The organism is Bradyrhizobium sp. JYMT SZCCT0180, from assembly GCF_018130165.1.
Taxonomy (GTDB): Bacteria; Pseudomonadota; Alphaproteobacteria; order Rhizobiales; family Xanthobacteraceae; genus Bradyrhizobium.
In genome coordinates this window covers 276,317-300,725 of record NZ_JAFCLZ010000002.1, presented here as the reverse complement: position 1 = coordinate 300,725, position 24,409 = coordinate 276,317, and the positions used below count along the sequence as shown (strand labels likewise).

Here is a 24,409-nt window from a genome sequence, read left to right as displayed (position 1 = left end):
TTATTTGCCTCTTGCATGCTGATCGAACGCGCTGAGCACCGCGAGCGTCAACGCCGTGATGCCGGTTTGAATAGTCGGCTTCGGTACCGGTGCGAACAGCGGTGAATGATTGCCGGGCAGCGGCGTCCCGGCCTTGTTTGCCGCCATCCACCGTTCCGGCTCGTAGACGCCGATATTGAACATCATCGACGGCACCCCGGCTCCGGCGAATTCGGAAAAATCCTCGCTGGTCGTGTTCGCGGGCGTCAGCCTCAGCTTTTCGCCGAACGCCGCCTTCAGCACCTTCTCGGCGGTCGCGACCACGGCGGGATCGTTGATCACGGCCTTGGTACCCTCCGCGATCCTGATCTCCGGTGGCGGCGCATCCGACATCTCGGCGGCGGCCTTCGCCACCCGTTCGATACCCGCGACCAGTTTGTTGCGCACCGCAGGCTTGAAGGTGCGGATAGTCCCCAGCAGCGTCGCCTCGTCCGGGATGATATTGCCGACCGTGCCGCTATGGATCGATCCAATGGTGACGACTGCGAATTCGGTCGGATCCTTTTCGCGGCTGATCACGCTCTGCACATCGACGATAAATCGCGCGGCCATCATCACGGGATCGATGGTCAGTTGCGGCATCGCTCCGTGACCGCCGCGGCCACGGAACTTGATATAGAGGCCGTCAACCGTGGATGAGCCGACGCCGACGCGATAGTTGACATTGCCGTAGGGAACGCCGCCGGCATGCAGGGCAAAGGCGAAATCGGGCTTCGGAAATCGCGTGAACAGGCCGTCATCCAGCATGGCCTTCGCGCCTTGCACGATTTCCTCGGCCGGCTGCGCGATGAACATCAAGGTGCCCTTCCACTGGTCCTTCATACCTACCAGTGTCTTGGCCGTGCCGACCCAGTTCGCCATGTGAATGTCATGGCCGCAGCTATGCGCGATGAACGTCTCGCGGCCGTTCCAGGTGGTCTTTTCACGGCTCGCATACTCGAGGCCGGTCTTCTCCTCCATCGGCAGCGCATCGAGCTCGGTGCGCACCAGAATGGTGGGGCCGTCACCATTCTTGTAGATCGCAACCAGCCCGGTCCGGCCGACCTTCTCGGTCACCTCAAAACCAAGCGCGCGCATCTCGGCGGCGAGTTTTGCCGCGGTCTTTACCTCCTGAAAGGCGAGTTCAGGATGGGCATGGAGATCCTTGTAGAGCGCATCGAGTTTTGGATAGTCCGCCTCGAACGATTTCTCGATCGCGGCCTTGAGCGCGGGAACGTCCAGTTCGGCATGCGCGGGCCAGAGCGTGAATGCACAGAGCGCCGATGACAAAAGCAAGGATTTGACCAAGTGCTTCATGGCGGCGGCGCTCCCTTGTTTCCCCGGTGTTGCTCTTATCGGCAGCTTGGACGACGGCTTGTCGGGTGTCTACCCGGTTTTGCCGTCGTCAAAGCTCACGATCACGGCAGCGTTCGCGATCAGGATCGGATCGTTGCCCAGATCGGACGGGATCTCGAGCCCGCCCGCGATCGCCTTCACGGTCTTGGTGCCATATGGCAATTCCTTGGCGACTTCAGCGGTATCCACCGCCTCGGGGTTCGGCACGGCGATGGTGACATCGACGTACATATCGTTGGCGGTTTTGCCCAGCATCCGGAAGAAGCCGAGGCTGGAGTGGCGGATCGCGTCCGAGACCGCACGCTTCGCGGCCTTGGTGGCGTCGCGGCCATGAACATCAACGCCCATGCCCATTTCGGTAATACAGCGCACGCGTGCCATCAGGTTTTTGCTTTCATTGAAGTGCGAGGAAATCAGTTCTGGCGCAGAGTTTCGCGCCATGGCGGTCCGAAGGCAAGCGGCCGACTAATCACTGGCGATCCCTGAGCTTACGAACAGCCGTCGTCAGACGATCGATTTCGTCCTCGGTATTGTAATAATGCGGCGAGGCCCGCACGATCGAAGGTAATGCACGCCGCTGCGCGTCGAGCAGCGTGCTCGCAGGGTCCGACGTGCTGACATTGATTCCCGCCCCGGCCAGATGCGTTTTAACCGCATCGGCCTCAAAGCCAGGGACGGAGAATGTGACGATCGCCGCCGGGTGCGGCCCGAGGTCATGGATTGTGACATCAGGAATCTGGTCAAGCCCGGTGCGCAGCAGGCCAGCCAACGTTCGGCAACGCGCGGCAATCGGCTCGATTCCGATCGCCCGCGCGTAGTCCACCGCGACACCAAGCCCTAATCTTGTGGCGTAGTTGTTCTCCCAGGTCTCGAAGCGACGGGCGTCGGCCCGAAGCTGGTAGCGATCGGGCGCCACCCACGGCGCTCCAAAATGGTCGATCATCGGCGGCTCGAGCTTGCCCAGCAGTTCGCGACGCACATACAGGAATCCGGTCCCGCGCGGACCGCGCAAGAACTTGCGTCCCGTCGCTGAAAGCATGTCGCAGCCAAGCGCGGCGACGTTGACTGGCATCTGTCCGACCGCCTGACACGCGTCGAGCAGATAGGGAATCCCGTGCGCCCGTGCGATGCGGCCGACGTCAGCCGCAGGATTCACCAGGCCGCCATTGGTGGGCACCCAGGTGACCGCGATCAGACGCACGCGATCGTCAAGCATCCGCTCCAGCGCTTCTGCATCCAGCACGCCATCTGCGTCATCAGGGATGATCTCGATCACCGCCCCAGTGCGCCTGGCGACCTGCAGAAACGCAACGTAGTTCGCCGCGTATTCGGCCCGTGCGGTCAGGATGCGGTCGCCGGCGCGCAGCGGCAGGGCGTAAAAGGCCATTTGCCACGCCACAGTGGCATTTTCGGTCAGCGCAATCTCATCCCTGGCGGCGCCGATCAGACCGGCAACACTATCGTAAACGCCGTCAAGGCGTACCGCGGCCTCGGCGGCCGTCTCGTAGCCCCCGATTTCGGCCTCTCGCCTGAGGTAGTCTGTCATCGCCTGCAGCACCGGCAAGGGCATCAGCCCGGCGCCTGCATTGTTGAGGTGGACACGGCCGACGACACCGGGCGTCTCAGCGCGAAGGTGTTCAAGATCAATGGACATGAGCAATCCGGTTTCAGACGAACTGAGGGAGCCTACCAGACCAGCCCTGCCCTCGGAGGGGTGGATTTGGCATAGCGAAAAAGAGACAGACCGTGTCGGAATCCCGTCCCCTCGTTCGTCCACCCGATGAGCCCACGCCGACGACGGCCCAATACTCCTCGCTGATCTGCCTGTCGACCTCGCCACCCTCTCCCTCCAAAGCACCGAGCCTGCCTATTCACCCCAACCGACAAGGACATCCGTCATGACTTCCATCACGCCGTTCCTCTGGTTCGACAACAACGTCCCTGCGGCCGTCGCCTTCTACAAATCGGTGTTTCCCAATGCCAAGGTCGAAATCGTCAATGACTTCATGGCGAGTTTCGAGCTTGAGGGACAGAAGTTCAACGCCCTCAATGGCGGACCCAAGTACAAATTCACCGAGGCGGTGTCCTTCTTCATCAGCGTCGAGACCCAGGAAGAGGTGGACTATTTCTGGGGCAGACTGACCGCCGACGGCGGCGAAGAATCGCAATGCGGATGGCTGAAGGACAAATTCGGCCTGTCCTGGCAGGTTGTGCCCACGGCCCTTGGTCGTTACCTCGGCGATCCCGATCGCACGAAGGCCGATCGCGCCATGCAGGCCATGATGAAGATGCGAAAGATCGTCATTGCCGATCTCGACAAGGCATTTGCCGGCTGATCCCTGACACGGCAGGGCGATCAAGGTAACAACGAGCCCGGGCGCGCTAATACGCGCCCGGGTTTGCTTATCTGACTATGCTGAGGCCGGCACCGGCGCCGCTTGCGCGTTGGCGTTCGCCTTGGGGAACGGTTTGAATGTCATCGCGACCAGGAACGCGCCCAGTCCCATCGCCCAGGAGCCGACATAAAGCCATGTATAGCTGCCAAGGGTATCGTAGATCAGACCGCCGGCGACCGGCCCCGTGGCCATACCGAGGCTGCCGGCCATCGCGGTGCCGCCGATCACGGTGCCCATCATCTTCAACGGGAAATTCTCGCGCGCGATTGCAGCATATAGTGGCATCGTGCCGGCATAGATGAAGCCGAACACCGCCGCCACAGCGTAGAAGCCAGCAAGGTCGCGGACGAACACATAGGCCAGCGCGCCGAAGGCCTGCACCAGCAATCCCGCCACCAGAACGCGCTTGGCGCCTAATTTGTCACCGAGGATGCCGAACGCGATGCGGCCGCCGAGCCCGGTGAGCCCTTCGAGGCTGTAGATCGACACCGCCGCGATCAGCGGGATACCGCAACTGACGGCATAGCTGACCGTGTGGATGATCGGACCCGAATGGGTGGCGCAGCAGAAGAAATTCGTCAGCAGCAGGATTGCGAACTGGGGCGACCGCACCGCCTCGCCGACCGACATCTCGGTCTGCTGCTCGCCGTTTACCAGGGTACTGGCACTGGCCGCCGCGAGCGCCGGCGGGCGCCGCACCAAGAGCGATACCGGAATCATGATGACAGCAACAATCGCAGCCACGATCTGCAGTGTCGTTCGCCAGTCATGGAACGAGACCAGCCAGGCCACCAGCGGCGCCATGGTCATGGGTGCGATTCCCATGCCGGCCGACACCAAGGACACCGCGAGGCTGCGATTTGTATCGAACCAGCCGGTAACGCAGGCCATCATCGGCGCAAAGATCGCGGCAATCGCGCCGCCGACGAGAACGCCGAAGACGAACTGGAACGCGAGCAGCGACGTCGCCAGGCTGGCGAGCAATAGGCTTGCCGCCAACACCAATGATCCCGTCAGCACCACCGGCAGCGGTCCGAAGCGGTCGGACAGCGAGCCCCAGAGCATGCTGCAGCACGCCATCGCCAGGAAACCGACCGTCATCGCGCTCGATACGCCGGCGACCGACCAGCCGGTATCACGCGTGATTGATTGCAGCAGCACCGGCAGCGAAAACATCGCGCCGATCGCGACGCAGCCGAGCGTGCCGCCGGCCGCGACGATCACCCAACGATAGCGAGAATGGTCCATTACAAATCTCCGTTTTGGCGCTTCTTTGTTCAAGACGTACGAGAAGCGCCAAAGGCGACATGATCAGGATAATTTTTTGAGCCCTCGGTTCAGGAACTGGCAGCAGGTGGCATCTTGTCGAATTTCGGCAAGGCTGGGTCGAGATCATCCCAGGCGTGGCCGCGCATCCCGTAGGTGACGGCCTGCGGCTTGAAACGGCCGGGATCGTCGAGGCTCGCCGCGTGCACGGTAATGAAATCGGGCATCGCCGCGAAGGTCAGGTAGACCGGTGACCCGCAGGCCGGGCAGAAGCTGTGCGTCTTCACATTGCCGCTGTCGGCAACGACGTCGCAACGCGCCGCCTCGCCTTCGAGTTTTACGTTCTTCCTGCCCATGAAGGTCAGATAGGACCCGTGCCCGGTGCCGCTCCTGCGCTGGCAGTCAAGGCATTGACAGTGGTTCATGAAGACGGGTTCGCCGGAAATTTCATAACGGATCGCGGCGCAGGCGCAGCCGCCGAAAAAAGCTTTGCTCATGTTGTTCCTTATCGTGGGGGTGATGCGAGGCAATCTGGATTTCGAACGCAGGATCAGCACCGGCGAACACCATTTCGCCGGCGGGAAATCAGTGTCAGCCACGGCGCCAGATGAAAGGCGCTCATCAGCAAATACATCGGGACCATGCCGCCCAGCGGTGACGCGCCCGAACACAGCACATCCAGCGATCCGAAAGAGGTCAGCAGCGCCATAGCCGCGAAGGTCGGCGCGGCCGCGAGGTACAGAAAATCGGCGGCGCCGATCGCGGCCGCGTTGCCGTTGTCACAAGGAATCGCACCAGTACCGCGTGCGACGGCATGCGTCTCACTCATGGTCGTTCTCCCGTGTTGCCGTTACCTGCCCGCACCGCTCGCGCAGAGCCGCGAGCGGTGGCTTACGCCAGTGGCACTAGCCGCTTTGTTTCCGCATGGCGGCCTCGCCGGCATCCGACACCTCGACCCATTTCCTGTCGGGTGCGGCGTCCGGCACGTAGCTGTCGTGCCAGTTCCACCATTTGTAGGTCGGTGTCTGCGGAGTGCCTTCCGGAGAATCCTCCCACACTTCCTGGCGGCCGAGCGGCGTGATGTCGAGGTAGTTCCAGGTGCTGCCCATCTGCTCGTCGCCGCGGTTGTTGATGAAGTAGGTCCGGAAAATCTTGTTGCCGTCGCGGATGAACACGTTGGTGCCGTGCCATTCGTCGACGCCGAAGTCTTTGTCGAAACTGTCGGTGATGGTGTACCAGGGCATCTCCCATTCCATCCGCTTCTTGAGCCGCGCGATGTCCGCCTGGGGCGCGCGCGAGACAAATGCAAGCGTGGTATCGCGGGCGTTCAGATGAGCGAGGTGGGCGACCTGGTCGGCCCCCATGGAGCAGCCGCGGCAGGCTTGTTCGGGCCAGCCGTGCACTCCGGGCTCGAAGAAGGCGCGGTAGACGATCAACTGACGTCGGCCGTCGAACAAGTCGACCAGGCTCGCTTTGCCGTCCGGTCCTTCGAACGCATAGGTCTTGTCCACAGCCACCCACGGCATCCGCCGGCGCTCGGCGGCCAGCGCGTCACGAGCGCGGGTATTGGCCTTTTCCTTCACCAGCATCTGCTGACGTGCGGCTTCCCACTCCTGTGCCGAAACGACATGAGTCTTCATTGCTAGAGTCATAGCTAGCCTCCTGTTGGTTGCGATGCTTGTTGCGTTACGCGTCGTGCTGCGGCGTCAGGCCGGCAGCCGCCGGTCGTATTCGTCGCGCAGCCTGCTCCAGCCTTCCCAGAACGGCGCCGGCTCCTTGCCGGATGCGCGGGCGACCAGGACATCGAGGTGCATGTGCCAACCGGCGCCGACCTTGAGCAGGGTCGCGCGATCGGGCAGGCGGCGATGGATCACCGTCAGCAGCACGCCCTGCCCCTTTGGCTCCAGTTCAAACGTCACGTCGCCGCTGTTGTTCCAGGCAATGGAAAGCTTGCGCATCGGATCGAGTTCGGTGATCCGGCTCTGCATGCGGTGCTCTTCGGGAAAATCCGCTGGCCGCGGGCTCGGCGGATCGTTGAGCTGGCCGTTGCGCCAGACCAATTCGACTGGTGCGCCGACCTTCATCTCCATCGCGCCTGCCGCCAGCCATTTGCGGCGCAGGTCGCTGTCGGTGAGATAGGCCCAGATGCGCTCGATCGGACCGGGCAACAGCCGCTGGATCTTCAGCGTGGTGGGTTCGATCAGCGTGCCGTAGGCGTCGGGTGTCTTCGCATCCATCGTTCTGCTCCTTCACGTCTTGCTTTTCTTTGCGGCTGCTTCGTCTTCGGCGCGCAACAGGGATTCCAGCGTGTCGAGTTTTTCATTCCAGAAGCGCTCATAACGCCGCAGCCACTCATTGGCTTCGGCAAGCCGCGCCGCTTGCAGGCGGCAGAGATGCGTCCGGCCCTGAATCGTGCGCGTCACCAGCCCCGCGTTCTCAAGAACCCGCACGTGTTTCGAGGCGCCCGCGAAACTCATGCTGAACGGGGTCGCCAGTTCCCCGATCGTGAGTTCGCGTTCCGCGAGCTGGCCGAGCATGGCTCGCCGCGTGGGGTCCGCGAGGGCATGAAAGACGGCGTCGAGATGGGCTTGTTGCTCAACCATGTGGTTTAACATAGTCGCACAGTCCGGATTGTCAACCGATCGGTTTAACTTCTTTGTGATCGGGCTCTGTCCGGTTCCCGCGCTAGCCGTCCGGCACGGTGTAGACGTCGCACGGAGCCACGATGCCGCGCAAAGCATGCGTTCCGAGCGGGATCAGTTTTGCGGTGGTCTCGGCGGCGACCGCACCGGAAATCAGAACCGTCCGGCCGAGCGGCCGGCAAAGCCCTTCGAGCCGGCTGACCAGATTGACGGCGGGACCGATCGCGGTGAAATCCAGCCGGTCCGCCGCGCCGACATTGCCCCAAAGGATTTCGCCGAGATGCAGCGCGGCGCCGAACGAAAGCGATGGCAAGCCCTGCTCTCGCCTGATCTCATCAAGATGCGCCATGCCGGCTTGCGCGGATGTGACCGCACGAAGCGCCGCGTTGCAGGCATCGCCGGCATTGTCCCCGGTGACCGGAAAGATCGCGAGCATGCCATCGCCGATAAACTTCAGCACTTCACCGCCAAAGGCGTGGACCGCGCCGGCCATGCAATCGAACCAGGCATCCAGCGCGGTGATGACGGAAGGCGGCGGCTCGCTCTCGGACAACGCGGTGAAGCTGCGCAAATCAGCAAAGAGCAGCGCGGCGCGGATGGTCTCACCGACATCGCGCCGCAATGGTCCTGCCAAAACGCGCGCCGCGCTGCGCCGGCCAAGATAAGCCTCCAGCGCTGCGGTCAGCGTCGCGCGCGCTGAAAGTGCGGCGAGTGGTGCGGCGGCAAATCGGGCGACCTCACGCAGCCGGGCGATCTCTGTTGCCGTGAACTGATGCGGCCCGATCCATGAGAGCACAGGTCCTTCCGGTCCCGGTCCCACGACGTCTTCATGCACCATTCCGTCCGCGAGCCCGGCCAGCCAACGCCAGCCGGCATCGCCAGCGGAGTCCTTCTGTGCTGCATCCGCCGGCGCAAAACCCACCGCCTCGATCACCTCGCCATTCTTGGTCCGCCACAACCAGGTGCGGCGCGCAATGATCGGATGCGGAACCGCGAGCGTCAGGGCGCCGCCGGCGAGCGGCAGATTATCAGCGATCAAATGCGCACCGAGTTCGGCAAGGAACCGGTCCGCCCCCGGTGAAGCGCTCGCCGCATCCACCAGCCATGTCAGCGTCGAATTGAGTTGCATGGGCCGATCATGTGGCAGCGGCGCGTCATTGTCATCAACCGCCCTTGGTAAATCCGCGCGCGGGCATATGTTCGCATCGGTTGCACCTTCTTCATGCCAGCGAGCAACGAGGTTTTCGATGACTGAAGCGTTCGTCGTCCAGCGCGAGACCCACATTGCGGCACCACGCGCCAGCGTGTTCGCCTTCCTCACCGATCCCGACAAGATCGTGCAGTGGATGGGCACCGAGGCGACGACACAGATGCATCCGGGCGGGCTCTATCTCCTGAAAGGCGTCGGCAGCGCCACGGCGCGCGGCGCGTTTCGCGAAGTCGTGCCGGTGCACCGCCTCGCCTACAGTTTTGGCTGGGAATCCAACGACGAGGTGCCGCCGGGATCAAGCCTGATCGAAATCGATCTGATCGAAAAGGATGGCGGCACGCTGCTGCGCATGACCCATAGCGGCCTTCCCAACGAGGCGACCCGCGCCAGCCATGACAAGGGCTGGGCGCATTATCTCGGCCGGCTGACCTCAGCCGCCGCCGGTCAAAATCCTGGTCCCGATCGGGGCCCGAATGCCACGCGGGGCGCGGCGTGATCCATCCTGCACGTAAATCCATTGTTCACCGCCATTCGGAATGGCGTTCTTGCGCCAGCATGCCGGTGATCCAATCAACAAAGGCGATGATTTCCGGATTGGCGCGATCCTCGCGGCGATAGAGCAGCCGGTGAGCGACGGCAGGAATGCCGAGCGGCCCGAAAGGCATCGTCAAGGTGCCTCGGCGCAGATGGTCACCCGCCTGCAAGGTCGATTCGAGAGCGAGGCCCAGCCCGTCCGCCGCGACCGCGAGCGCAAGATGCGCCCGGTCGAACTGCAGGCCGCGCGGATTGAGCGGCACCAGCCGCGCGTGCCTGGCCGACCACTGGTCCCAAGGCACCACGCAGCGCAGCGAGTGGATCAGCGGCACGCGAGCGATATCGGCAGGCGCCGTCAATCGGTGCTCGGCGACGAAGCTTGCGCTCGCGAGCGGCACGATCAACTCCTCGACGAGCGGCACCGCCTCGCAGGATTCCGGCACGGGACGCGCATACTGGATATCGACCAGGATGCCGTCCTGGCCGAGCCGCGCCGGCTCGTGACTGGCGTAGAGCGCAATGTCGATCGCCGGGTGCTCGCGCAGGAACTGGCCGAGCCGTGGCACCAGCCAAAGCGTCGCGAAGCTTGGCGAGGCGTGGATCGGAAGCCGGCGCACGCCGGCGCCGGAGGCGACGCGGCTGGTTGCGGTCACGAGTCGGGCGAAGCTCTCGCCTATCGATGCGCTGTAGGTCAGCGCCTCCTCTGTGGGGATGACGGTTCGCTTGACGCGCAGGAACAGCGGGCGCCCGAGCGTACCTTCCAGCGCGCGCATCTGATGGCTGATCGCAGAAGGCGTCAGGTTCAACAGCTTGGCCGCACCGACAAAGCTGCCGGTTTCCATCACGGCGCGGAAGGTCAGCAGCCACTGCAGGGGCGGCAACTCGCCAATCATTGACGAATACAGCTCATCGATTCAGGCATCCTTATTCGCTTTTGCTGCCCCATTTCCTCATGCTAGCACGCTGAAATGAGGAATGCAGCTCATCAAATGAAGCTGCTGACGATCGGGAAGAGACGCCACCCGCCATATTGGGGGCTGACATCGGCAGGCGGCGCAAGCCCGCCTGGTGATCGCTGTACGCCGCCAAGTAGGCGGCACGGCATGGCTGTTTCCGTCGATTTCTCACTGGATGAGGCTGGCCCGATCATCGATCGGCCGAAGGCGGAAGGCGCACCAATATGAACTTGCATCGCATGCTCCTGGAACGGACGGCGGCCGGACGGCCGGTCACGGTCGCCATCATCGGCGCCGGAAAATTCGGAACGATGTTCCTCTCGCAGGCCCGCAACACCGACGGCATGCATATCGTCGGCGTCGCCGACCTCAACACCGCGCGCGCCCGCTCGCAGTTGCAGCTCGCCTGCTGGCCGCAGGAGCAATATGCCGCCGCCTCGATCGAGGACGCGCTCAAGAATGGCGCGACGCATATCACCGACGATGGCGACAAGCTGGTCACCCATCCCGGAGTCGAGGTCGTCATCGAAGCGACGGGCGATCCCGGCGCCGGCATCCGCTTCGCGCTGAAAGCGATCGAGCACGGCAAGCACATCATCATGGTCAATGTCGAAGCCGACGCCGTTGCCGGCCCGATCCTGGCCCGCAGGGCGAGCGCGGCCGGCGTGGTCTATTCGCTCGCCTGGGGCGACCAGCCGGCGCTGATCGCCGACCATGTCGATTGGGCGCGCGCGGCGGGCTTCAAGGTGGTCTCGGCCGGCAAGGGCACGCGCTACCACCCGACCTACCACCAGTCGACCCCCGACACGGTCTGGGACATCCTCGACAAGTACATGAAGATCAAGGATCGCAACTCGATCAATCCGAAGATGTTCAACAGCTTCGTCGACGGCACCAAGTCGGGCATCGAGATGACCGCTGTCTGCAACGCGACCGGCCTTCATGCGCAGGCCAACGGCCTCTCCTTCCCGCCGGCGACACGTTTCGAGCATGCCGAGATATGCAAGCCGAAATCGGACGGCGGTGTGCTGGAGCGCAGCGGCGTTACCGAGGTCACGTCCTCCGTCTATCGCGACGGCACCGATGTCCCCAACAGCCTGGTCATGGGAACCTACGTCGTGTTCGAGAGCGACAGCGCCTATAGCGAGGAGTGCTTCCGCGAGTACAGCATGCTGCCGGACAAGACCGGCAAATATTCCTGCCTGTACCGGCCGATCCACATGATCGGACTGGAGCTCGGCATCTCGGTCGCCTCCGCCGCCCTGCGCAAGGAGCCGACGGGCGCGCCGATCATGTTCAACTCTGATGTCGTCGCTACCGCCAAGCGCGCGCTCAAGGCCGGCGAGATGCTTGACGGCGAAGGCGGTTTCTGCGTCTGGGGCAAGCAGACGCCCGCCTCGGCCTCGCTCGATGAAGGCTATCTGCCGCTCGGGCTCGCCCACAACGTCAAGCTCAAGACCGACATCGCCGAAGGCCAGCGCCTGAAATGGAGCGACGTCGCCTACGACCCCGCCAATATCGCCGTAAAGGTCCGGCGCGAGATGGAAGCCGCCTTCGCGCGCCCCAACACCCGCGTCGCCTGACCGACTTCATGACGGGGCGCCGTGGCGCCCCGCCATCGCCCAGAGCCCGAACAACGGGCCGAACCACAACCGAGGAGGGCTAACCATGACGACCAAGGGACGAAGCTATCTATCCCGCCGCGCCATGCTCGGCGGGCTTGCGACCGGAGCGGCGCTGATCGCCATGCCGGGCGTGCTGAGGGCTCAGAAGCTCAGCTGGATCGGCGCCAGCGCAGCCTCGCAGCAGGATTTCATCGGCATCAGCCTCGATTTCTTCAACAAGCGCGTCACCGAACTGAGCAAGGGACAGATCGAAATCACCGGCCACCATGGCGGCGCGCTCGGCGGCGAACGCGAGCATGTCGAGGCCGTCCTCCAGGGCGCGATCCAGATCGCGACGCCTGGCCAGGGCGTGGTTGCCGGCTGGTACCGCCCGGCAGAGGTCTGGACCCATCCTTATTTATTCAAGGACGTCGCTCACAAGGATCGCGTCTGGGACACGATGCGCGCCGAATATCAGGATGACATCGCCAAGGCCTCCAAGCTGCGGCCGCTCGGCGCCATCCCGCGCATGCCGCGCATGCTCTCCTGCAACCGGGTGGTGAAAGTACCAGCCGACATGAAGGGGCTCAAAATCCGCGTGCCGGAAACCGCGCTCTGGCGGCGGACCTTCGAGCTGTTCGGCGCCTCGCCTACCCCGCTTCCCTTCCCCGAAGTTTTCCAGGCCCTGAAGTCGAGCGTGATCGACGGCCAGGAGAACCCGATGGGCCTGACCTACAATTCGGGCATCTTCGACGCCAACACCCATCTGTCGCTGACCGAGCACATGATGCAGGACAACTGCGTCCTCATGAGCGAACCGGCCTACCAGAAACTGAGCCCTGAGCTGCGCCAGGCGGTCGACCAGGCCGCGCGCGACATGGAAGCCGAGATGCGGCCCAAGGTGATCGCCGACGACGTCCGCGTCCTGGAACTGATCAAGGCCAAGAAGATCGTGATCTCCGAGGTCGACAAGGCGGCCTTCACCGCGACGGTGAAAAGCCTGACGACCGAGTTTCCGGCGGGCAAGAAATGGGCCGACCGCATCGGCCAGATCGCCTGACGCGTTCAGCTTGCTGCGGGACGCGCTCGCTTCGGTCCACGACCGAGGCGGCGCGTGAGCGCTTCCGGACGGGCAATTGTTGTTTGACAGCGGAGCATCCCGCATGACGGCGATCATCGGCAGGCTATCGGACGTCATCACCGAGATCGCCAAGTTCGTACTCGGGCTCTGCGTCGCGGCGATCGTGCTGATTACGCTTGCCGCCGTGTGGTGGCGCTATGTCATCAACGCACCGATTGCCTGGATCGAGCAGGTCTCCAACATCCTGTTCATCTGGATCACCTTCATCGGCGCGGCGGTGCTCTACCGGCAAAAGCTGCATATCGGCGTCGACATGTTCATCGGCATGCTCAAGGGACGCGCCCAGCAGGTGATGTTCTGGGTGATCGAACTCGCCAACCTGACCTTCATCATCGTGCTGTTCATCTACAGCCTGAAGCTCTCGATCGACGTCCTGCCCAACACCTATGGCGCGCTCGATATCACCCCGGCCTTCTTCTATTTCTCGGCGCCGGTCTCCTGCGCGATGATGATGCTCTACTTCATCGAGAAGATCGTCGATCCCTCCAAGCGTCAGCCTGACGGCTTCGCAGGGGATTTCTGAGATGAGCACCGTTCTGATCGGCGGCTTCTTCCTGCTGCTCGCATTGTCGGTGCCGATTGCCTTCGCGATGGGGCTCGCCACCATCGGCGCGATCCTGGCCCATGGCTCGCTGCCGATGTCGATCCTGGCGCAGCGCACGTTGGTCGGCGCCGATTCCTACGCGCTGCTCGCGATCCCCTTCTTCATCCTGGCCGGAAACCTGATGAATGGCGGCGGCATCACCCACCAGATCATCAATCTAGCCAACGCCATGGTCGGCCGGTTCCGCGGCGGCCTGGCGCTGACCTCGGTGACGGCGGCGATGATCTTCTCCGGCCTGTCGGGCTCGGCCGCGGCCGACGCGTCGGCGCTCGGCAAGGTGCTGATCCCGGCGATGAAGAAACAGGGCTATGGCGGCGGCTTCGCTGCGGCGCTGATGGCGTCGGCCTGCGTCAACGGGCCGATCATCCCGCCCTCGATCCCGCTCGTCATCTACGGACTGTCCGCAGGAAAGGGCGTCTCGATCATCGCGCTGTTCCTCGGCGGCATCGTGCCGGGCATCCTGCTTGCGCTGTCGCTGATGGTCGCGGCCTACTGGATTTCGGTGAAGCGCAACTACCCGGTCTCGGAAGCGGTGCCGATCCGGCAGATTCCCCGGCTGTTCCTGCCGGCAAGCTGGGCGCTGATGATGCCGGTGATCATCCTGATCGGCGTCACCGGCGGCATCGTCACGGTCACCGAGAGCGCCACCATCGCCGTCGTCTACGCCGCCTTCATCGGCTTCTTCGTCTACCGGGAGCTCAGCCTCAGGACGATCTGGCCGATCCTGATCCAGACCGCCCTCGACACCGCGTTGGTGATGTTCATCATTGCCCTGTCATCGGGCTTCGGCTGGCTGCTCGCGGTCTCCGGCACGCCGCGCGCGCTCGCGGTCTGGATCGGCTCCCTCTCCTCGGATCCGACGATCATCCTGATGATGATCAACGTCTTCCTCCTCATCATCGGCATCTTCATGGAGCCGCTGCCGGCGATGTTCATCCTGATCCCGGTGCTGGTCCCGGTGGTCCAGGCCGTCGGCATCGACCTCGTCCATTTCGGGCTGGTGATGGTGTTCAACCTCTGCCTCGGGCTGATCACGCCACCGGTCGGCATCCTGCTCTACATCTGCGCCAACTTCGCCGGCGTGAAGCTGGAGGAAGAGAGCCGTGAACTCGGCCCCTTCCTGGGCGCCGGGCTCGCGGTGCTGATCATCATCTCGCTGTTTCCCGCGACGGTATTGTGGCTGCCGAAACTGCTTGTAGGTTACGGCCAGTAGACCGCGGCGAGCCTTTGGAGGTGCTCGATAGAGCGCCTCCGCGTTAGCGATCCGCCAGCTTGCATCCCGACTGCGGCGCGATCTGGCCCAGCGCGCGGACCGTGACGAGTTCGCTCCCCTGCGTCCTGGCGATGAACATGTTCATCGTCGCGTAGTGGTTCCGGTCGATCGTCACCGGCCCGGTCGGCGATGCGAAGACCAGCCCCGCCATCGCGTCGATGATGGCTTCCTTGTCGACCTTGCCGGCCTTCTCGATCGCGCCCCTGAGCGCGATCAGCGTATTGTAATGCGTCATGACATAGTTCGACACCAGCACGTCGGCGCCGCCCTCGGCGCTGACCTTGGCAACGAACGCCTTCATGGCGGGATCGTCACTGGTCGCGACCGACGGCACCGCCGTGTGCATGTTCTGGCCTTTGCCGCGGAAAATGCCGAGATCGATCTCGGACAAGCCGAGGAATGCGACCGTCGTTTCCTTGAACAATCCCTTCTCGTCGGCCTGCCGGATGAAATCGATGCCGTCGCCTTTCAATGCGAACAGCAGCACCTTCGGCTTGGCCGCCGCCACCTGCGCGATCAGCGGGGTGAAATCCGTCTCCGTGCCAAGCGTATATTGCGTGCCGACGATTTTGCCGCCGAGCTTCTCAATCAGCGGCTTTGCAAGATCGAACATCTGGTGTGGCCAGACCCGGTCGGCACCCAGCAGGAAATAGGTATTGCCGAAAGTCTGGTTCATGTAGGGCAGCAATTGGCCCATGTCCTGATTGGGTACGGTCGAGAACGAGAAGACATAGCGGCTGCATTTGCCGCCCTCGTAATTGGTGGCGTAGAGCAGCGGAGTTTTCGAGCTCTCGGCGATTGGCACGATCGCATTCAGGTTGGCCGAGGTGATGGGGCCGACCACCGCCACAACGCCATCGGCGATCAACTTGCGCATCGCGGCCTCGGCGGAGGGCGGCCTTGTCTTGTCGTCGGCGTAAATCACTTCAACCGGTCTGCCGAGAATGCCGCCCGCCGCGTTGATTTCCTTGGCCGCGAGATCAAGCCCGAGCTTGGCCTGCTGGCCGTAAAGCTCGACGCCGCCGGAAAACGGCAGCACCGCGCCGACGCGGATCGGCTCGGCGGCATCGGCGCTGCTGAGGCCTACGCCACATACCAGCAGCGCGAGCGCCATACGCTTGATCGACTGCAACGCCATGCGCGCTCCCTCCGCGACCGAGAATCGGTTGCGGCGAGCCTACAGGGGATTCGTTAGGCCTGCAGCCGCACGAACTCAGGCAGCGGCGATCGACCGGCGTGTGAATTCACTTGCCTTCAGCCGGCCGACCAGATCAGACAGTTCCTCGACCTCTGATGCTGTCAGATCGGTCAGCGGCGAGCGAACCGGACCGGAATCACGGCCGATCACTTTCATCCCGGCCTTGATCATCGAGACCGCATACCCGCGCTTGCGGTTGCGGATCGCGAGCAGCGGCATGATGAAATCGCGCAAGCCCGCCTGGACGGTTTCACGGTCGCGCCGCCGCACCGCCGCGTAGAATTTGGTCGAGAACTCAGGCACGAAGTTGAACACGGCGGAGGAATAGGTCGTGACGCCCATTTCCAGATAAGGCAGTGCGAAGGTCTCCGCGGTGGGCAATCCGCCGACATAGGTCAGCCGGTCGCCCATGCGCAGATAGATCCGCGTCATCTGTTCGATGTCGCCGACGCCGTCCTTGAACCCGACGAGATTCGGGCAGCGCTCGCAAAGTTTTGCGATCGTGTCCTCGTTGAGGATGGCGTTGTCGCGATTGTAGACGATGACGCCGAGGCTGGTCGCCTTGCACACCGCCTCGACATGAGCAGCCAGTCCGGCCTGCTCGGAGAACACCAGATAGGGCGGCAGCAGCAGGATGCCGTCGGCGCCGGCACGCTCTACGGCGCCAGCGAGTTCGGTCGCCAGCGCCGTGCCGTAGCCGACGCCGGCGAGCACCGGGACGCGGCCGGCGGTCTCTTGTACCGCGGTTGTAACGACGTCGACGACTTCCGCCGGCGTGAGCGAGAAGAATTCGCCGGTGCCGCCGGCCGCGAACAGACCGGCCACCTCATAACTGCACAGCCAGTCGAGATTGGAGCGATAGCGCGCCGCGTCGAATTTGTTGGCGGCGTCGAACGGCGTGACGGGAAACGACAGCAGCCCGTTGCCGATCGTCAGTGCCATTTCCTTCGGGGTCATTCTGCTCATCGCTGCGGTCCTCGCTGTGAAGAGCTCAGGAGTAGACCGGGACTGATGCCGCCGCAGACCAATTGCTGGATCGAATGATCCATTGATTGGATGGCTCAGGCGCTGCTGGCCAGGAAATAGGAATTCGTCATGCCCGGCCTTGTGCCGGGCATCGACGTCTTCGTTTCATTCAGCAAGAAAGACGTGGATGGCCGGGCATAGGCGAGCGGAAGCGACGCCGTCCTTCAGACGGCTATGCCCGGCCATGACGACAACCACTCGGTTCAGGCTCCCGCCAGGTCGCGGGCAATCGCCGCGATCACCGGCAACAGCGGATTGTCATTGTCGTCCCGCCAGACGAAGTAGAGTTCGGCTGCCCGTTGCTGATCGTCCGCCAGCGGCCGCAGGGCGACGCCCCTGAACTGCAGTTTCTCAGCCGCTTCCGGCACCAGCGCCACGCCGACGCCGGCTTGCACGATGGCCAGGATCGAATGGATCTGCGCGAGGTGCTGGACATAGACCGGGGCCAATGCGGCGCGCGAGAACAGCTCCACCAGCAGGTCGTGGAAGTAACGGGCCTCATACGGCGCATATGTGATGAACGGTTCGGCCGCGAGATCCCTGAGATCGACCGTCGTCGCCCCGGCGAGCTTGTGCCCGGCCGGCACGGCCGCGATCATCCGCTCTGCCTTGACCCGGAAAAACTGCAGGCCGGTGCGCGGGATCGGCGGCCGCAACAGGCCGATATCGATTTCGCCGGCACCGAGACGCTTGAGCTGGTCGCCGCTGACCATTTCCTTGAGGATCAGCTCGACGTCAGGCAATTGCTGGCGGCAGGCCGCGACCAGCTCGGGGACATAACTATAGGAAGACGCGGCGGTGAAGCCGATATTGACCGAGCCGGCCTTGCCTTCCGCGACGCGCCTCGCCAGCAGGGCCGCGCTTTCCGTGAGCTTCAGGATCAGCCGCGCCTCAGTCAGGAAGCTTTGTCCGGCCGGTGTCAGCCGGACCAGGCGATTGCCGCGCTGAAGCAGTTTTACACCCAGGATCCGTTCGAGAATCTGGATCTGCCGGCTCAGCGGTGGTTGCGTCATGTTCAGCCGGGCAGCGGCGCGGCCGAAATGCAGTTCCTCCGCCACGGCCACGAAGCAGCGCACCTGACTCAGTTCGAACATCCCGCTCCCTTTATTCTCCGCCGCATACCGGCTCCGCCTCGCCTAGCCTAGCGCATGTCCGCGATTTGATCCAAAATTGGTATCGGACCATCCTCATTCTGGTTCGCTATTGGATCGGTCATCGCCTATCGTGCCATCAGCGCGGCCTAAGACCGCGATGCGCGACGCCGCAGAGCGCCTGCGCGAATTCGACCGGAGGAGAAACCAATGCTTCCACGTTTCGGGCGCCGCGCCGCCCTCGCCGCCGCCGCAGCCATCCTGTTCAGCCAACTGCCGGGCACAGCTTCCGCCCAAAATTTCGACCGGCCGGTGCGCATCATCGTGCCGTTCGCGCCCGGCGGAACCTCCGACATCCTGGCGCGGCTGATCAGCCCGAAACTGTCGGCGGCGATCGGCCAGAGCGTGGTGATCGAGAACAAGCCCGGCGCATCAGGCAATCTCGGCGCCGACACCGTCGCCAAGGCGACGCCTGACGGCACGACGTTGCTGCTGACGGATCTCGGTTCGCTCACGACGGCGCCCAGCCTGTTTTCGAACCTGACCTATAGTCTCGAAAAGGATCTTGCGCCCGTCACGATGGTGATGTTCGGCCCCTATGTGCTGGCCGTGCATGAATCGATCCCGGTCAAGACGGCGGCGGAACTGATCGCCTATGCCAAGGCCAATCCCGGCAAACTCGCCGTTGCCAATTCCGGCGTCGGCGGCGCCAATCACATCACCGCCGTGGTGATGCAGAAGGAACTCGGCATCCAGTTCAAGCACGTACCCTACAAGGGCGGTGCTGCGGCCACCCGCGCCGTGGTCGCGGGCGAGAGCGGCGCCCTCATCAATGGCGCGTCGGCCACCCTTCCCTTCGTGAACAACAAGCAGTTGATCGGTCTGGCGGTCACCGGCGAGAACCGCGTCCCGTCCGCGCCTGACGTGCCGACCTTCAAGGAAGCCAAGCTGCCCGGCGGCGAGTTCGGCACCTGGCAAGGCATCGTCGTGGCCAGCGGTACACCGCCGGCAGTGATTGCACGGCTCAACGCCGAGATCGGCAAGATTCTGGAGACACCCGAGATCAAGGCCAAGATCGCCGAACAGGGCGGCGAAGTCCGCGCCGGCAGCACGGATGCGATGGCGACCTGGCTGAAGGATTCAACGAAGCGCTGGGGCGACATCATTCGCGAAGCCGGCATCAAGGGCGAATGACGCGATCGAGACTGGCGATGCGAGGCTTGCGATGAACGCCCGCCGAACGGACTGGCAGGACCTGCTCTTCGGGCTGTTCCTGATCGCTGTCGCTGCAATCGCGCTGGCGGCAACGCGCACTCTGTCGGGCGGCAATGCCGCCGACATGGGGCCCGGCTACATGCCGCGCGCCATCGCCATCATGCTGCTGGGCTTCGGGCTCTGGTTCAGCGTCCGCGGGCTCCGCCGCCCCTTTGTCGGGATCGCGCCGGTCCGGCTGCAGCCCCTGCTCGCGATCACGGCATCCGTAGCCGTGTTCGCACTGACAGCCACGCGCTTCGGCCTTGCGCTGTCGTCCTTTGCCGCAATCCTGATCGCCAGCCTGGCGACGCGGGAAGCGCGGCCGATCGAAACCCTGCTGTTCGCGCTGGGGCTTTCGGCGGCCGCGGTGCTGCTCTTCGTCAAGGCGCTGGCCTTGCCGGTGCCGATCTGGCCGGGAGCATGGTTCTGACATGGAGCTCTTCGACAATCTGCTGATGGGGCTCTCGACCGCCCTGCAGCTGAACAATCTGCTGTTCTGCCTGATCGGCGTCGTCATCGGCACCGCGATCGGCGTGCTGCCCGGCATCGGGCCGATCCCGGCGGTCGCGCTGCTGCTGCCGTTCACCTTCGGCCTGTCGCCACCGTCAGCCATGATCATGCTGGCCGGCATCTTCTACGGCGCGCAATATGGCGGCTCGACCACCGCCATCCTCGTCAACGTGCCCGGCGAGACGTCTTCGGTCGTCACCTGCCTCGACGGCCACGAGATGGCCAAACAGGGCAAGGCCGGGACCGCGCTTGCCATCGCCGCGATCTCGTCGTTCTTTGCCGGCACCGTCGCAACTGTCGTCATCGCCGTGCTCAGCCTGCCGCTGGCGGCGCTGGCGCTGAAATTCACCGCGGTCGAATATTTCAGCCTGCTCGTGCTCGGATTGATCGCGGCCGTCGTGCTCGCGCACGGCTCCGTTGCCAAGTCGCTCGCAATGGTGCTGCTCGGCATCCTGCTCGGCCTCGTCGGCATCGACGTCAATTCTGGCGCGCCGCGGATGACCTTTGGTGTTCCTGAAATCTCCGACGGGCTCGACTTCGTGCCGGTCGCGATGGGGTTGTTCGGTCTCGGCGAGATCATCGCCAACCTCGAGCGCCCGGCGACGATGCGCGTCGTCAGCCAGTCGATCCGCAGCCTGATCCCGAGCCGGGCCGATCTTCGCGCCGCCTTCCCGGCGATGGTCCGTGGCACAATGTTGGGCTCGGTCCTCGGCGTATTGCCGGGCGGCGGCGCGGCGCTGCCGCCGTTTTCTTCGTATGCGCTGGAGAAAAAACTCGCCCGCGATCCTTCCCGCTTCGGCAAGGGCGCGATCGAAGGCGTCGCGGGGCCCGAGGCGGCCAACAATGCCGGTGCGCAGACCAGCTTCATCCCGCTATTGACGCTCGGCATCCCCGCCAACGCCCTGATGGCGCTGATGATCGGCGCGCTGATGATGCAGGGCATCCAGCCCGGGCCGCAGATCATGCGCGAACAACCGCAACTGGTCTGGGGCGTCATCGCCAGCATGTGGGTCGGCAATCTGATGCTGCTGGTGATCAACCTGCCCCTGATCGGCGTGTGGGTCTCGATGCTGAAGATTCCCTACCGGCTGCTGTTCCCGGCAATCGTGCTGTTCTGCTGCATCGGCACCTTCGGCATCGCCAACAATCTGTTCAACGTCTGGCTGATGCTCGGCTGCGCTGTCATCGGTTACTTCTTCATCAAGGTCGGCGTCGAGCCCGCGCCACTGCTGCTTGGGCTCGTGCTCGGCCCGCAGCTTGAGGAAAATTTCCGGCGCGCGATGCTGCTGGCGGACGGCGATTTCTCGGTCTTCGTGCGCCGTCCGATCAGCGCCACGCTGCTCGCCCTGGTCGCGATATTGTTCTTGCTAATGGTATTCCCGAAAATCCGGCGCAGCAGGCAGGAGGCGCTGGCGGAATGACCGCAGCGCCACTCATTTCTCGCCTCATTTCTTGCGTTGCGGATAGATCGTCTCGCCGCGCTTGAGCATCGCGACGAACGTTTCGACCTTCTTCTTCCGTCCGGCCTCGGTTTTCATGTTGTGAGTCCGAAACGCCAGCGCGAAGCGGTTCTGCGCGCTGAGTTTCGCCAGCATGGCCTTTGCCCTGGGCTCGGCATCGATCGCGGCCTGCAGATCATCGGGGATCTTCATGTCCTTGCTGTTATAGGCGCGCGCCCAGCGCCCGTCGGACTTTGCCGCGTCGACTTCCTTCAACCCGTGATCGGTCATCCGGCCTTCGTCGATCAGCCGCGCGACGTTGTCGACGTTGATCTTGCTCCAGATGCTTTTCTTGGTGCGCGGCGTATAGCGCTGCATGTAGCTCTTGTCGTCAAAACCCTTGCGCTGGCCATCGATCCAGCCCCAGCACAGTACGACGTCGATGGCCTGCTTCGGCGTAATCGATTTGAATCCTGAATCCACCTTGTGGATCTTGATCCAGATCTCGGTTTCCTTGTCGTGGTGTTTGCCGAGCCATTTGTAGAAACTCTCGGCATCCTTGAATTCGCGGATCTTGTCGGCATTGATTTTGACGGGTGCCACCAGCGGACCTTTGATCGGAGAATCATTCGTCGTTGAACGCTTCTATCATCGCGCACATCCACCGGGCCTCAGGAACGGTGCAGCGCGCAGCCGGCCTTACTTTCCCTCGGCGATGTCGTCCAATTTGCCCCAGCCAGCACTGGCGCCAGCCGCCGCCAACTTACACATCTGCCGGCATTTCCGGCATGCCGCGCCGCTTCTCGTTTGAATTGTCTGGGGAATCGGCCCTGGCGACCGTCTTTCACCGTAGCCGGCGCCCGCCTGCCGGACACGAACACGTGAATAATATATCGCATACGATTAAATCGGACACATTGACTTCCGGTGCTGTCGGGCCTTTATAGCGCGTACGCAAATAGATCGCATCCGATCTAATTCACAAAGGGAGAAGGACCATGACAAATGCAAGCAAGACCGCGAGCCCCGCCATGAAGCTCGAGGTCGTCGTTATCCCGGTTTCCGACGTCGATCGCGCCAAGGCGTTCTACGGCAGCCTCGGCTGGCGGCTCGATGCCGACTTCGCCGACGGCAAGGACTATCGCGTTATCCAGTTCACCCCGCCCGGCTCAGACGCTTCTGTGATCTTTGGCAAGAACGTCACCTCGGCGACCCCCGGCTCCGCAAAGGGACTCTATCTGGTCGTCTCCGACATCGAAGCCGCGCGCAGGGAATTGCAGGGTCGCGGCGTCGACGTGAGCGAAGTGTTCCACGCCGCCGACGGCGTGTTCTCCGGCAAACATGAACCCTTCCTGCTCGGGCGTGATCGCGCCAGCGGCCCGGATCCGGAGCGTCGCACTTACCAGTCGTATGCTTCCTTTAGCGATCCTGATGGCAATGGCTGGCTGTTCCAGGAAGTCACCGCCCGCGCCCCCGGACGTGTCGAAGGCAACACGAATTTCTCGTCGTCGGCCGAAATCGCCAGCGCGCTTCGCCGCGCGGCGGCAGCCCATGGCGAGCACGAGAAGCGGAACGGCGGCCAGCACGATGTGAACTGGCCGGACTGGTACGCCGAGTACATCGCCAAGGAACAGGCCGGCGAGCCGCTGCCGCTGTGAACAGCTTTTATCCCACGCGGACCGGCCGGGTCTCGGCCCGGTCCACGCGGGCTCGTGAAATTCCTCAACCCAAGGAGAACCGATATGAGCAACCATCTGTTGAAGACGATGCGAGTTGTAGCGAGCGCGGCGTTGATCGCGGCAAGCGTTTTGGCGCTGCCCGCGGCGCAGGCACAGCCGTCCGGCATCACGCGAACCGACCTGCAGCGGCATGATCTCAGCATCCCCGGACGCGAGGTCGTCCAGGTGCGGGTCGATTTCGCGCCGGGCGCGGCGTTCGGCAGGCATAGCCATCCCGGCGAAGAGATCGTCAATGTGCTGGAGGGCACGCTCGAATACGAGATCGAGGGCAAGCCACCGGTCACACTCAAGGCGGGCGATGTTCTGTTCATTCCGGCCGGTACTGTTCACGCGGCCAAGAATGTCGGCAGCGTCACCGGCAGCGAGCTCGCCACCTACATCGTCGAAAAAGGCAAGCCGCTTCTGACATTGAAGAAGTGACGGCGACCGCTTCCCACGAGGAATACTGCGATGATCGAGATAGCCCTCGCCCTGGCGGCAGGACTGCTGACGGCGGCAGCGCCGTGCATCCTGCCGCTGCTTCCGATCCTGCTCGGCACGTCGATCGGCCAGCACGGCCGGTTGCGGCCGCTGTTCATCGTGAGCGGTTTCGTCATCGCCTTCTCCGGCTTCGCCTTGCTGTTCAGCGCGTTCCCAACGGTGCTCGGGCTGTCGCATGACAGCTTGCGCAAGGTTTCCATCGTGCTGCTCGGCGGCTTCGGCGTGCTGATGCTCTGGCCACAACCTTACGAATGGCTGGTAGCGCGGTTGAGTGGCCTGCTCTCCCACGCGGATGACGCCCTGCGGGCTGCCGGACCGGGCAATTTCGGCGGCCTCGTTCTTGGCCTCTCGCTCGGCGTATTGTGGACGCCCTGCGCCGGGCCGGTGCTCGGCTCCATACTCACGCTGATCGCGACGTCGGAAGACCTCGCACGCGCCGGCGTGCTGCTTGTCACCTACGCAATCGGCGCGGCCCTCCCGATATTGCTGATCGCTTATGGCGGACAATACGCCACCACCCAGATGCGCAGGCTCGTGCCCTACACGCCTGCCCTGCAACGCAGCTTCGGCGCGGCCGTACTGCTCGTCGCGTTCGCTTTCTACACGCAATACGACACCATCATCACGGTGTGGCTCTCGGACTTCTACCCGAACCACCAAACAGGACTATGA

Annotated in this window: 27 protein-coding genes; 12 read left to right on the top strand and 15 right to left on the bottom strand. The window is 63.6% G+C overall.

Annotated features, from left to right (window positions below):
- From JQ641_RS04045 to JQ641_RS04035, 3 genes are all read right to left on the bottom strand, one after another.
- Positions 1-1,335: an amidohydrolase gene (locus tag JQ641_RS04045; protein WP_211994545.1), complete on the bottom strand. Its 1,335-nt coding sequence runs from the start codon at positions 1,333-1,335 to the stop codon at positions 1-3.
- A gap of 69 nt (positions 1,336-1,404) precedes the next feature.
- On the bottom strand, positions 1,405-1,755 hold the full coding sequence (locus tag JQ641_RS04040) for a Lin0512 family protein (RefSeq protein ID WP_211994544.1): 351 nt from the start codon (positions 1,753-1,755) through the stop codon (positions 1,405-1,407).
- A gap of 88 nt (positions 1,756-1,843) precedes the next feature.
- On the bottom strand, positions 1,844-3,028 hold the full coding sequence (locus JQ641_RS04035) for an aminotransferase class V-fold PLP-dependent enzyme (protein WP_211994695.1): 1,185 nt from the start codon (positions 3,026-3,028) through the stop codon (positions 1,844-1,846).
- Between the two features lie 244 nt (positions 3,029-3,272).
- Between JQ641_RS04035 and JQ641_RS04030 the strand changes: the two genes are divergently transcribed.
- Positions 3,273-3,710, top strand: coding sequence for a VOC family protein (locus JQ641_RS04030; protein WP_211994543.1), 438 nt, complete (start codon positions 3,273-3,275; stop codon positions 3,708-3,710).
- Positions 3,711-3,785: 75 nt separating this feature from the next.
- Here JQ641_RS04030 and JQ641_RS04025 read toward each other — a convergent pair whose 3' ends face one another.
- From JQ641_RS04025 to JQ641_RS03995, 7 genes are all read right to left on the bottom strand, one after another.
- Positions 3,786-5,018 carry an MFS transporter gene (locus JQ641_RS04025; protein ID WP_211994542.1) on the bottom strand — a complete coding sequence of 411 codons (1,233 nt, stop codon included), beginning with the start codon at positions 5,016-5,018 and terminating at the stop codon, positions 3,786-3,788.
- Positions 5,019-5,107: 89 nt separating this feature from the next.
- A complete protein-coding gene (locus tag JQ641_RS04020) occupies positions 5,108-5,533 on the bottom strand; it encodes a GFA family protein (RefSeq protein ID WP_211994694.1) in 426 nt (141 codons plus the stop codon).
- A 53-nt stretch (positions 5,534-5,586) separates the two neighbouring features.
- Positions 5,587-5,865 (bottom strand): hypothetical protein, encoded by a 279-nt coding sequence (locus tag JQ641_RS04015; RefSeq protein WP_211994541.1) that lies wholly within the window; start codon positions 5,863-5,865, stop codon positions 5,587-5,589.
- Between the two features lie 76 nt (positions 5,866-5,941).
- Positions 5,942-6,688 (bottom strand): DUF899 domain-containing protein, encoded by a 747-nt coding sequence (locus JQ641_RS04010; protein ID WP_211994540.1) that lies wholly within the window; start codon positions 6,686-6,688, stop codon positions 5,942-5,944.
- 54 nt (positions 6,689-6,742) lie between these two features.
- Positions 6,743-7,273 (bottom strand): SRPBCC family protein, encoded by a 531-nt coding sequence (locus tag JQ641_RS04005; protein ID WP_211994539.1) that lies wholly within the window; start codon positions 7,271-7,273, stop codon positions 6,743-6,745.
- Between the two features lie 12 nt (positions 7,274-7,285).
- The gene (locus JQ641_RS04000; RefSeq protein WP_211994538.1) at positions 7,286-7,639 is read right to left on the bottom strand and encodes an ArsR/SmtB family transcription factor; all 354 of its coding nucleotides are present in this window, start codon (positions 7,637-7,639) and stop codon (positions 7,286-7,288) included.
- Between the two features lie 82 nt (positions 7,640-7,721).
- Complete coding sequence (locus JQ641_RS03995; protein ID WP_211994537.1) at positions 7,722-8,807, bottom strand: adenylate/guanylate cyclase domain-containing protein; 1,086 nt, start codon at positions 8,805-8,807, stop codon at positions 7,722-7,724.
- A 118-nt stretch (positions 8,808-8,925) separates the two neighbouring features.
- On the opposite strand from JQ641_RS03995, the gene JQ641_RS03990 reads away from it, so the two are divergent.
- On the top strand, positions 8,926-9,384 hold the full coding sequence (locus JQ641_RS03990; protein ID WP_211994536.1) for an SRPBCC family protein: 459 nt from the start codon (positions 8,926-8,928) through the stop codon (positions 9,382-9,384).
- 25 nt (positions 9,385-9,409) lie between these two features.
- On the opposite strand, the gene JQ641_RS03985 is transcribed toward JQ641_RS03990, so the two are convergent.
- Complete coding sequence (locus tag JQ641_RS03985) at positions 9,410-10,315, bottom strand: LysR substrate-binding domain-containing protein (RefSeq protein WP_211994535.1); 906 nt, start codon at positions 10,313-10,315, stop codon at positions 9,410-9,412.
- A gap of 287 nt (positions 10,316-10,602) precedes the next feature.
- On the opposite strand from JQ641_RS03985, the gene JQ641_RS03980 reads away from it, so the two are divergent.
- The 4 genes from JQ641_RS03980 (at position 10,603) to JQ641_RS03965 (ending at position 14,940) form a co-directional block, all read left to right on the top strand.
- The gene (locus tag JQ641_RS03980; RefSeq protein ID WP_211994534.1) at positions 10,603-11,961 is read left to right on the top strand and encodes an NAD(P)H-dependent oxidoreductase; all 1,359 of its coding nucleotides are present in this window, start codon (positions 10,603-10,605) and stop codon (positions 11,959-11,961) included.
- Between the two features lie 85 nt (positions 11,962-12,046).
- Positions 12,047-13,042, top strand: a complete 996-nt coding sequence (locus JQ641_RS03975) for a TRAP transporter substrate-binding protein (protein WP_211994533.1) — start codon at positions 12,047-12,049, stop codon at positions 13,040-13,042.
- Between the two features lie 103 nt (positions 13,043-13,145).
- Entirely contained in the window at positions 13,146-13,646 is a 501-nt protein-coding gene (locus tag JQ641_RS03970; RefSeq protein WP_211994532.1) for a TRAP transporter small permease, read from the top strand.
- Between the two features lies 1 nt (position 13,647).
- Positions 13,648-14,940, top strand: coding sequence for a TRAP transporter large permease (locus tag JQ641_RS03965; RefSeq protein ID WP_211994531.1), 1,293 nt, complete (start codon positions 13,648-13,650; stop codon positions 14,938-14,940).
- A 43-nt stretch (positions 14,941-14,983) separates the two neighbouring features.
- Here JQ641_RS03965 and JQ641_RS03960 read toward each other — a convergent pair whose 3' ends face one another.
- From JQ641_RS03960 to JQ641_RS03950, 3 genes are all read right to left on the bottom strand, one after another.
- A complete protein-coding gene (locus JQ641_RS03960; protein ID WP_211994530.1) occupies positions 14,984-16,138 on the bottom strand; it encodes a substrate-binding protein in 1,155 nt (384 codons plus the stop codon).
- A gap of 75 nt (positions 16,139-16,213) precedes the next feature.
- Positions 16,214-17,164: a 5-dehydro-4-deoxyglucarate dehydratase gene (gene kdgD, locus JQ641_RS03955; protein ID WP_211994529.1), complete on the bottom strand. Its 951-nt coding sequence runs from the start codon at positions 17,162-17,164 to the stop codon at positions 16,214-16,216.
- A 263-nt stretch (positions 17,165-17,427) separates the two neighbouring features.
- Positions 17,428-18,318, bottom strand: coding sequence for a LysR family transcriptional regulator (locus JQ641_RS03950; protein WP_211994528.1), 891 nt, complete (start codon positions 18,316-18,318; stop codon positions 17,428-17,430).
- Positions 18,319-18,525: 207 nt separating this feature from the next.
- Here JQ641_RS03950 and JQ641_RS03945 point away from each other — a divergent pair, with 207 nt between their 5' ends.
- Genes JQ641_RS03945 through JQ641_RS03935 form a run of 3 tightly spaced genes read left to right on the top strand, consistent with a single transcriptional unit; the run spans position 18,526 to position 21,500 of the window.
- Positions 18,526-19,509, top strand: coding sequence for a Bug family tripartite tricarboxylate transporter substrate binding protein (locus JQ641_RS03945; protein ID WP_211994527.1), 984 nt, complete (start codon positions 18,526-18,528; stop codon positions 19,507-19,509).
- 31 nt (positions 19,510-19,540) lie between these two features.
- On the top strand, positions 19,541-19,999 hold the full coding sequence (locus JQ641_RS03940) for a tripartite tricarboxylate transporter TctB family protein (RefSeq protein WP_211994526.1): 459 nt from the start codon (positions 19,541-19,543) through the stop codon (positions 19,997-19,999).
- Between the two features lies 1 nt (position 20,000).
- On the top strand, positions 20,001-21,500 hold the full coding sequence (locus tag JQ641_RS03935; protein ID WP_211994525.1) for a tripartite tricarboxylate transporter permease: 1,500 nt from the start codon (positions 20,001-20,003) through the stop codon (positions 21,498-21,500).
- A gap of 24 nt (positions 21,501-21,524) precedes the next feature.
- On the opposite strand, the gene JQ641_RS03930 is transcribed toward JQ641_RS03935, so the two are convergent.
- On the bottom strand, positions 21,525-22,121 hold the full coding sequence (locus tag JQ641_RS03930) for a YdeI/OmpD-associated family protein (protein ID WP_211994524.1): 597 nt from the start codon (positions 22,119-22,121) through the stop codon (positions 21,525-21,527).
- Positions 22,122-22,516: 395 nt separating this feature from the next.
- Between JQ641_RS03930 and JQ641_RS03925 the strand changes: the two genes are divergently transcribed.
- The 3 genes from JQ641_RS03925 to JQ641_RS03915 all read left to right on the top strand — a co-directional run bounded on the left by JQ641_RS03925 (position 22,517) and on the right by JQ641_RS03915 (position 24,409).
- Complete coding sequence (locus tag JQ641_RS03925) at positions 22,517-23,176, top strand: VOC family protein (RefSeq protein ID WP_211994523.1); 660 nt, start codon at positions 22,517-22,519, stop codon at positions 23,174-23,176.
- Positions 23,177-23,260: 84 nt separating this feature from the next.
- Entirely contained in the window at positions 23,261-23,677 is a 417-nt protein-coding gene (locus JQ641_RS03920; RefSeq protein ID WP_211994522.1) for a cupin domain-containing protein, read from the top strand.
- 30 nt (positions 23,678-23,707) lie between these two features.
- On the top strand, positions 23,708-24,409 hold the full coding sequence (locus JQ641_RS03915) for a cytochrome c biogenesis CcdA family protein (RefSeq protein ID WP_211994521.1): 702 nt from the start codon (positions 23,708-23,710) through the stop codon (positions 24,407-24,409).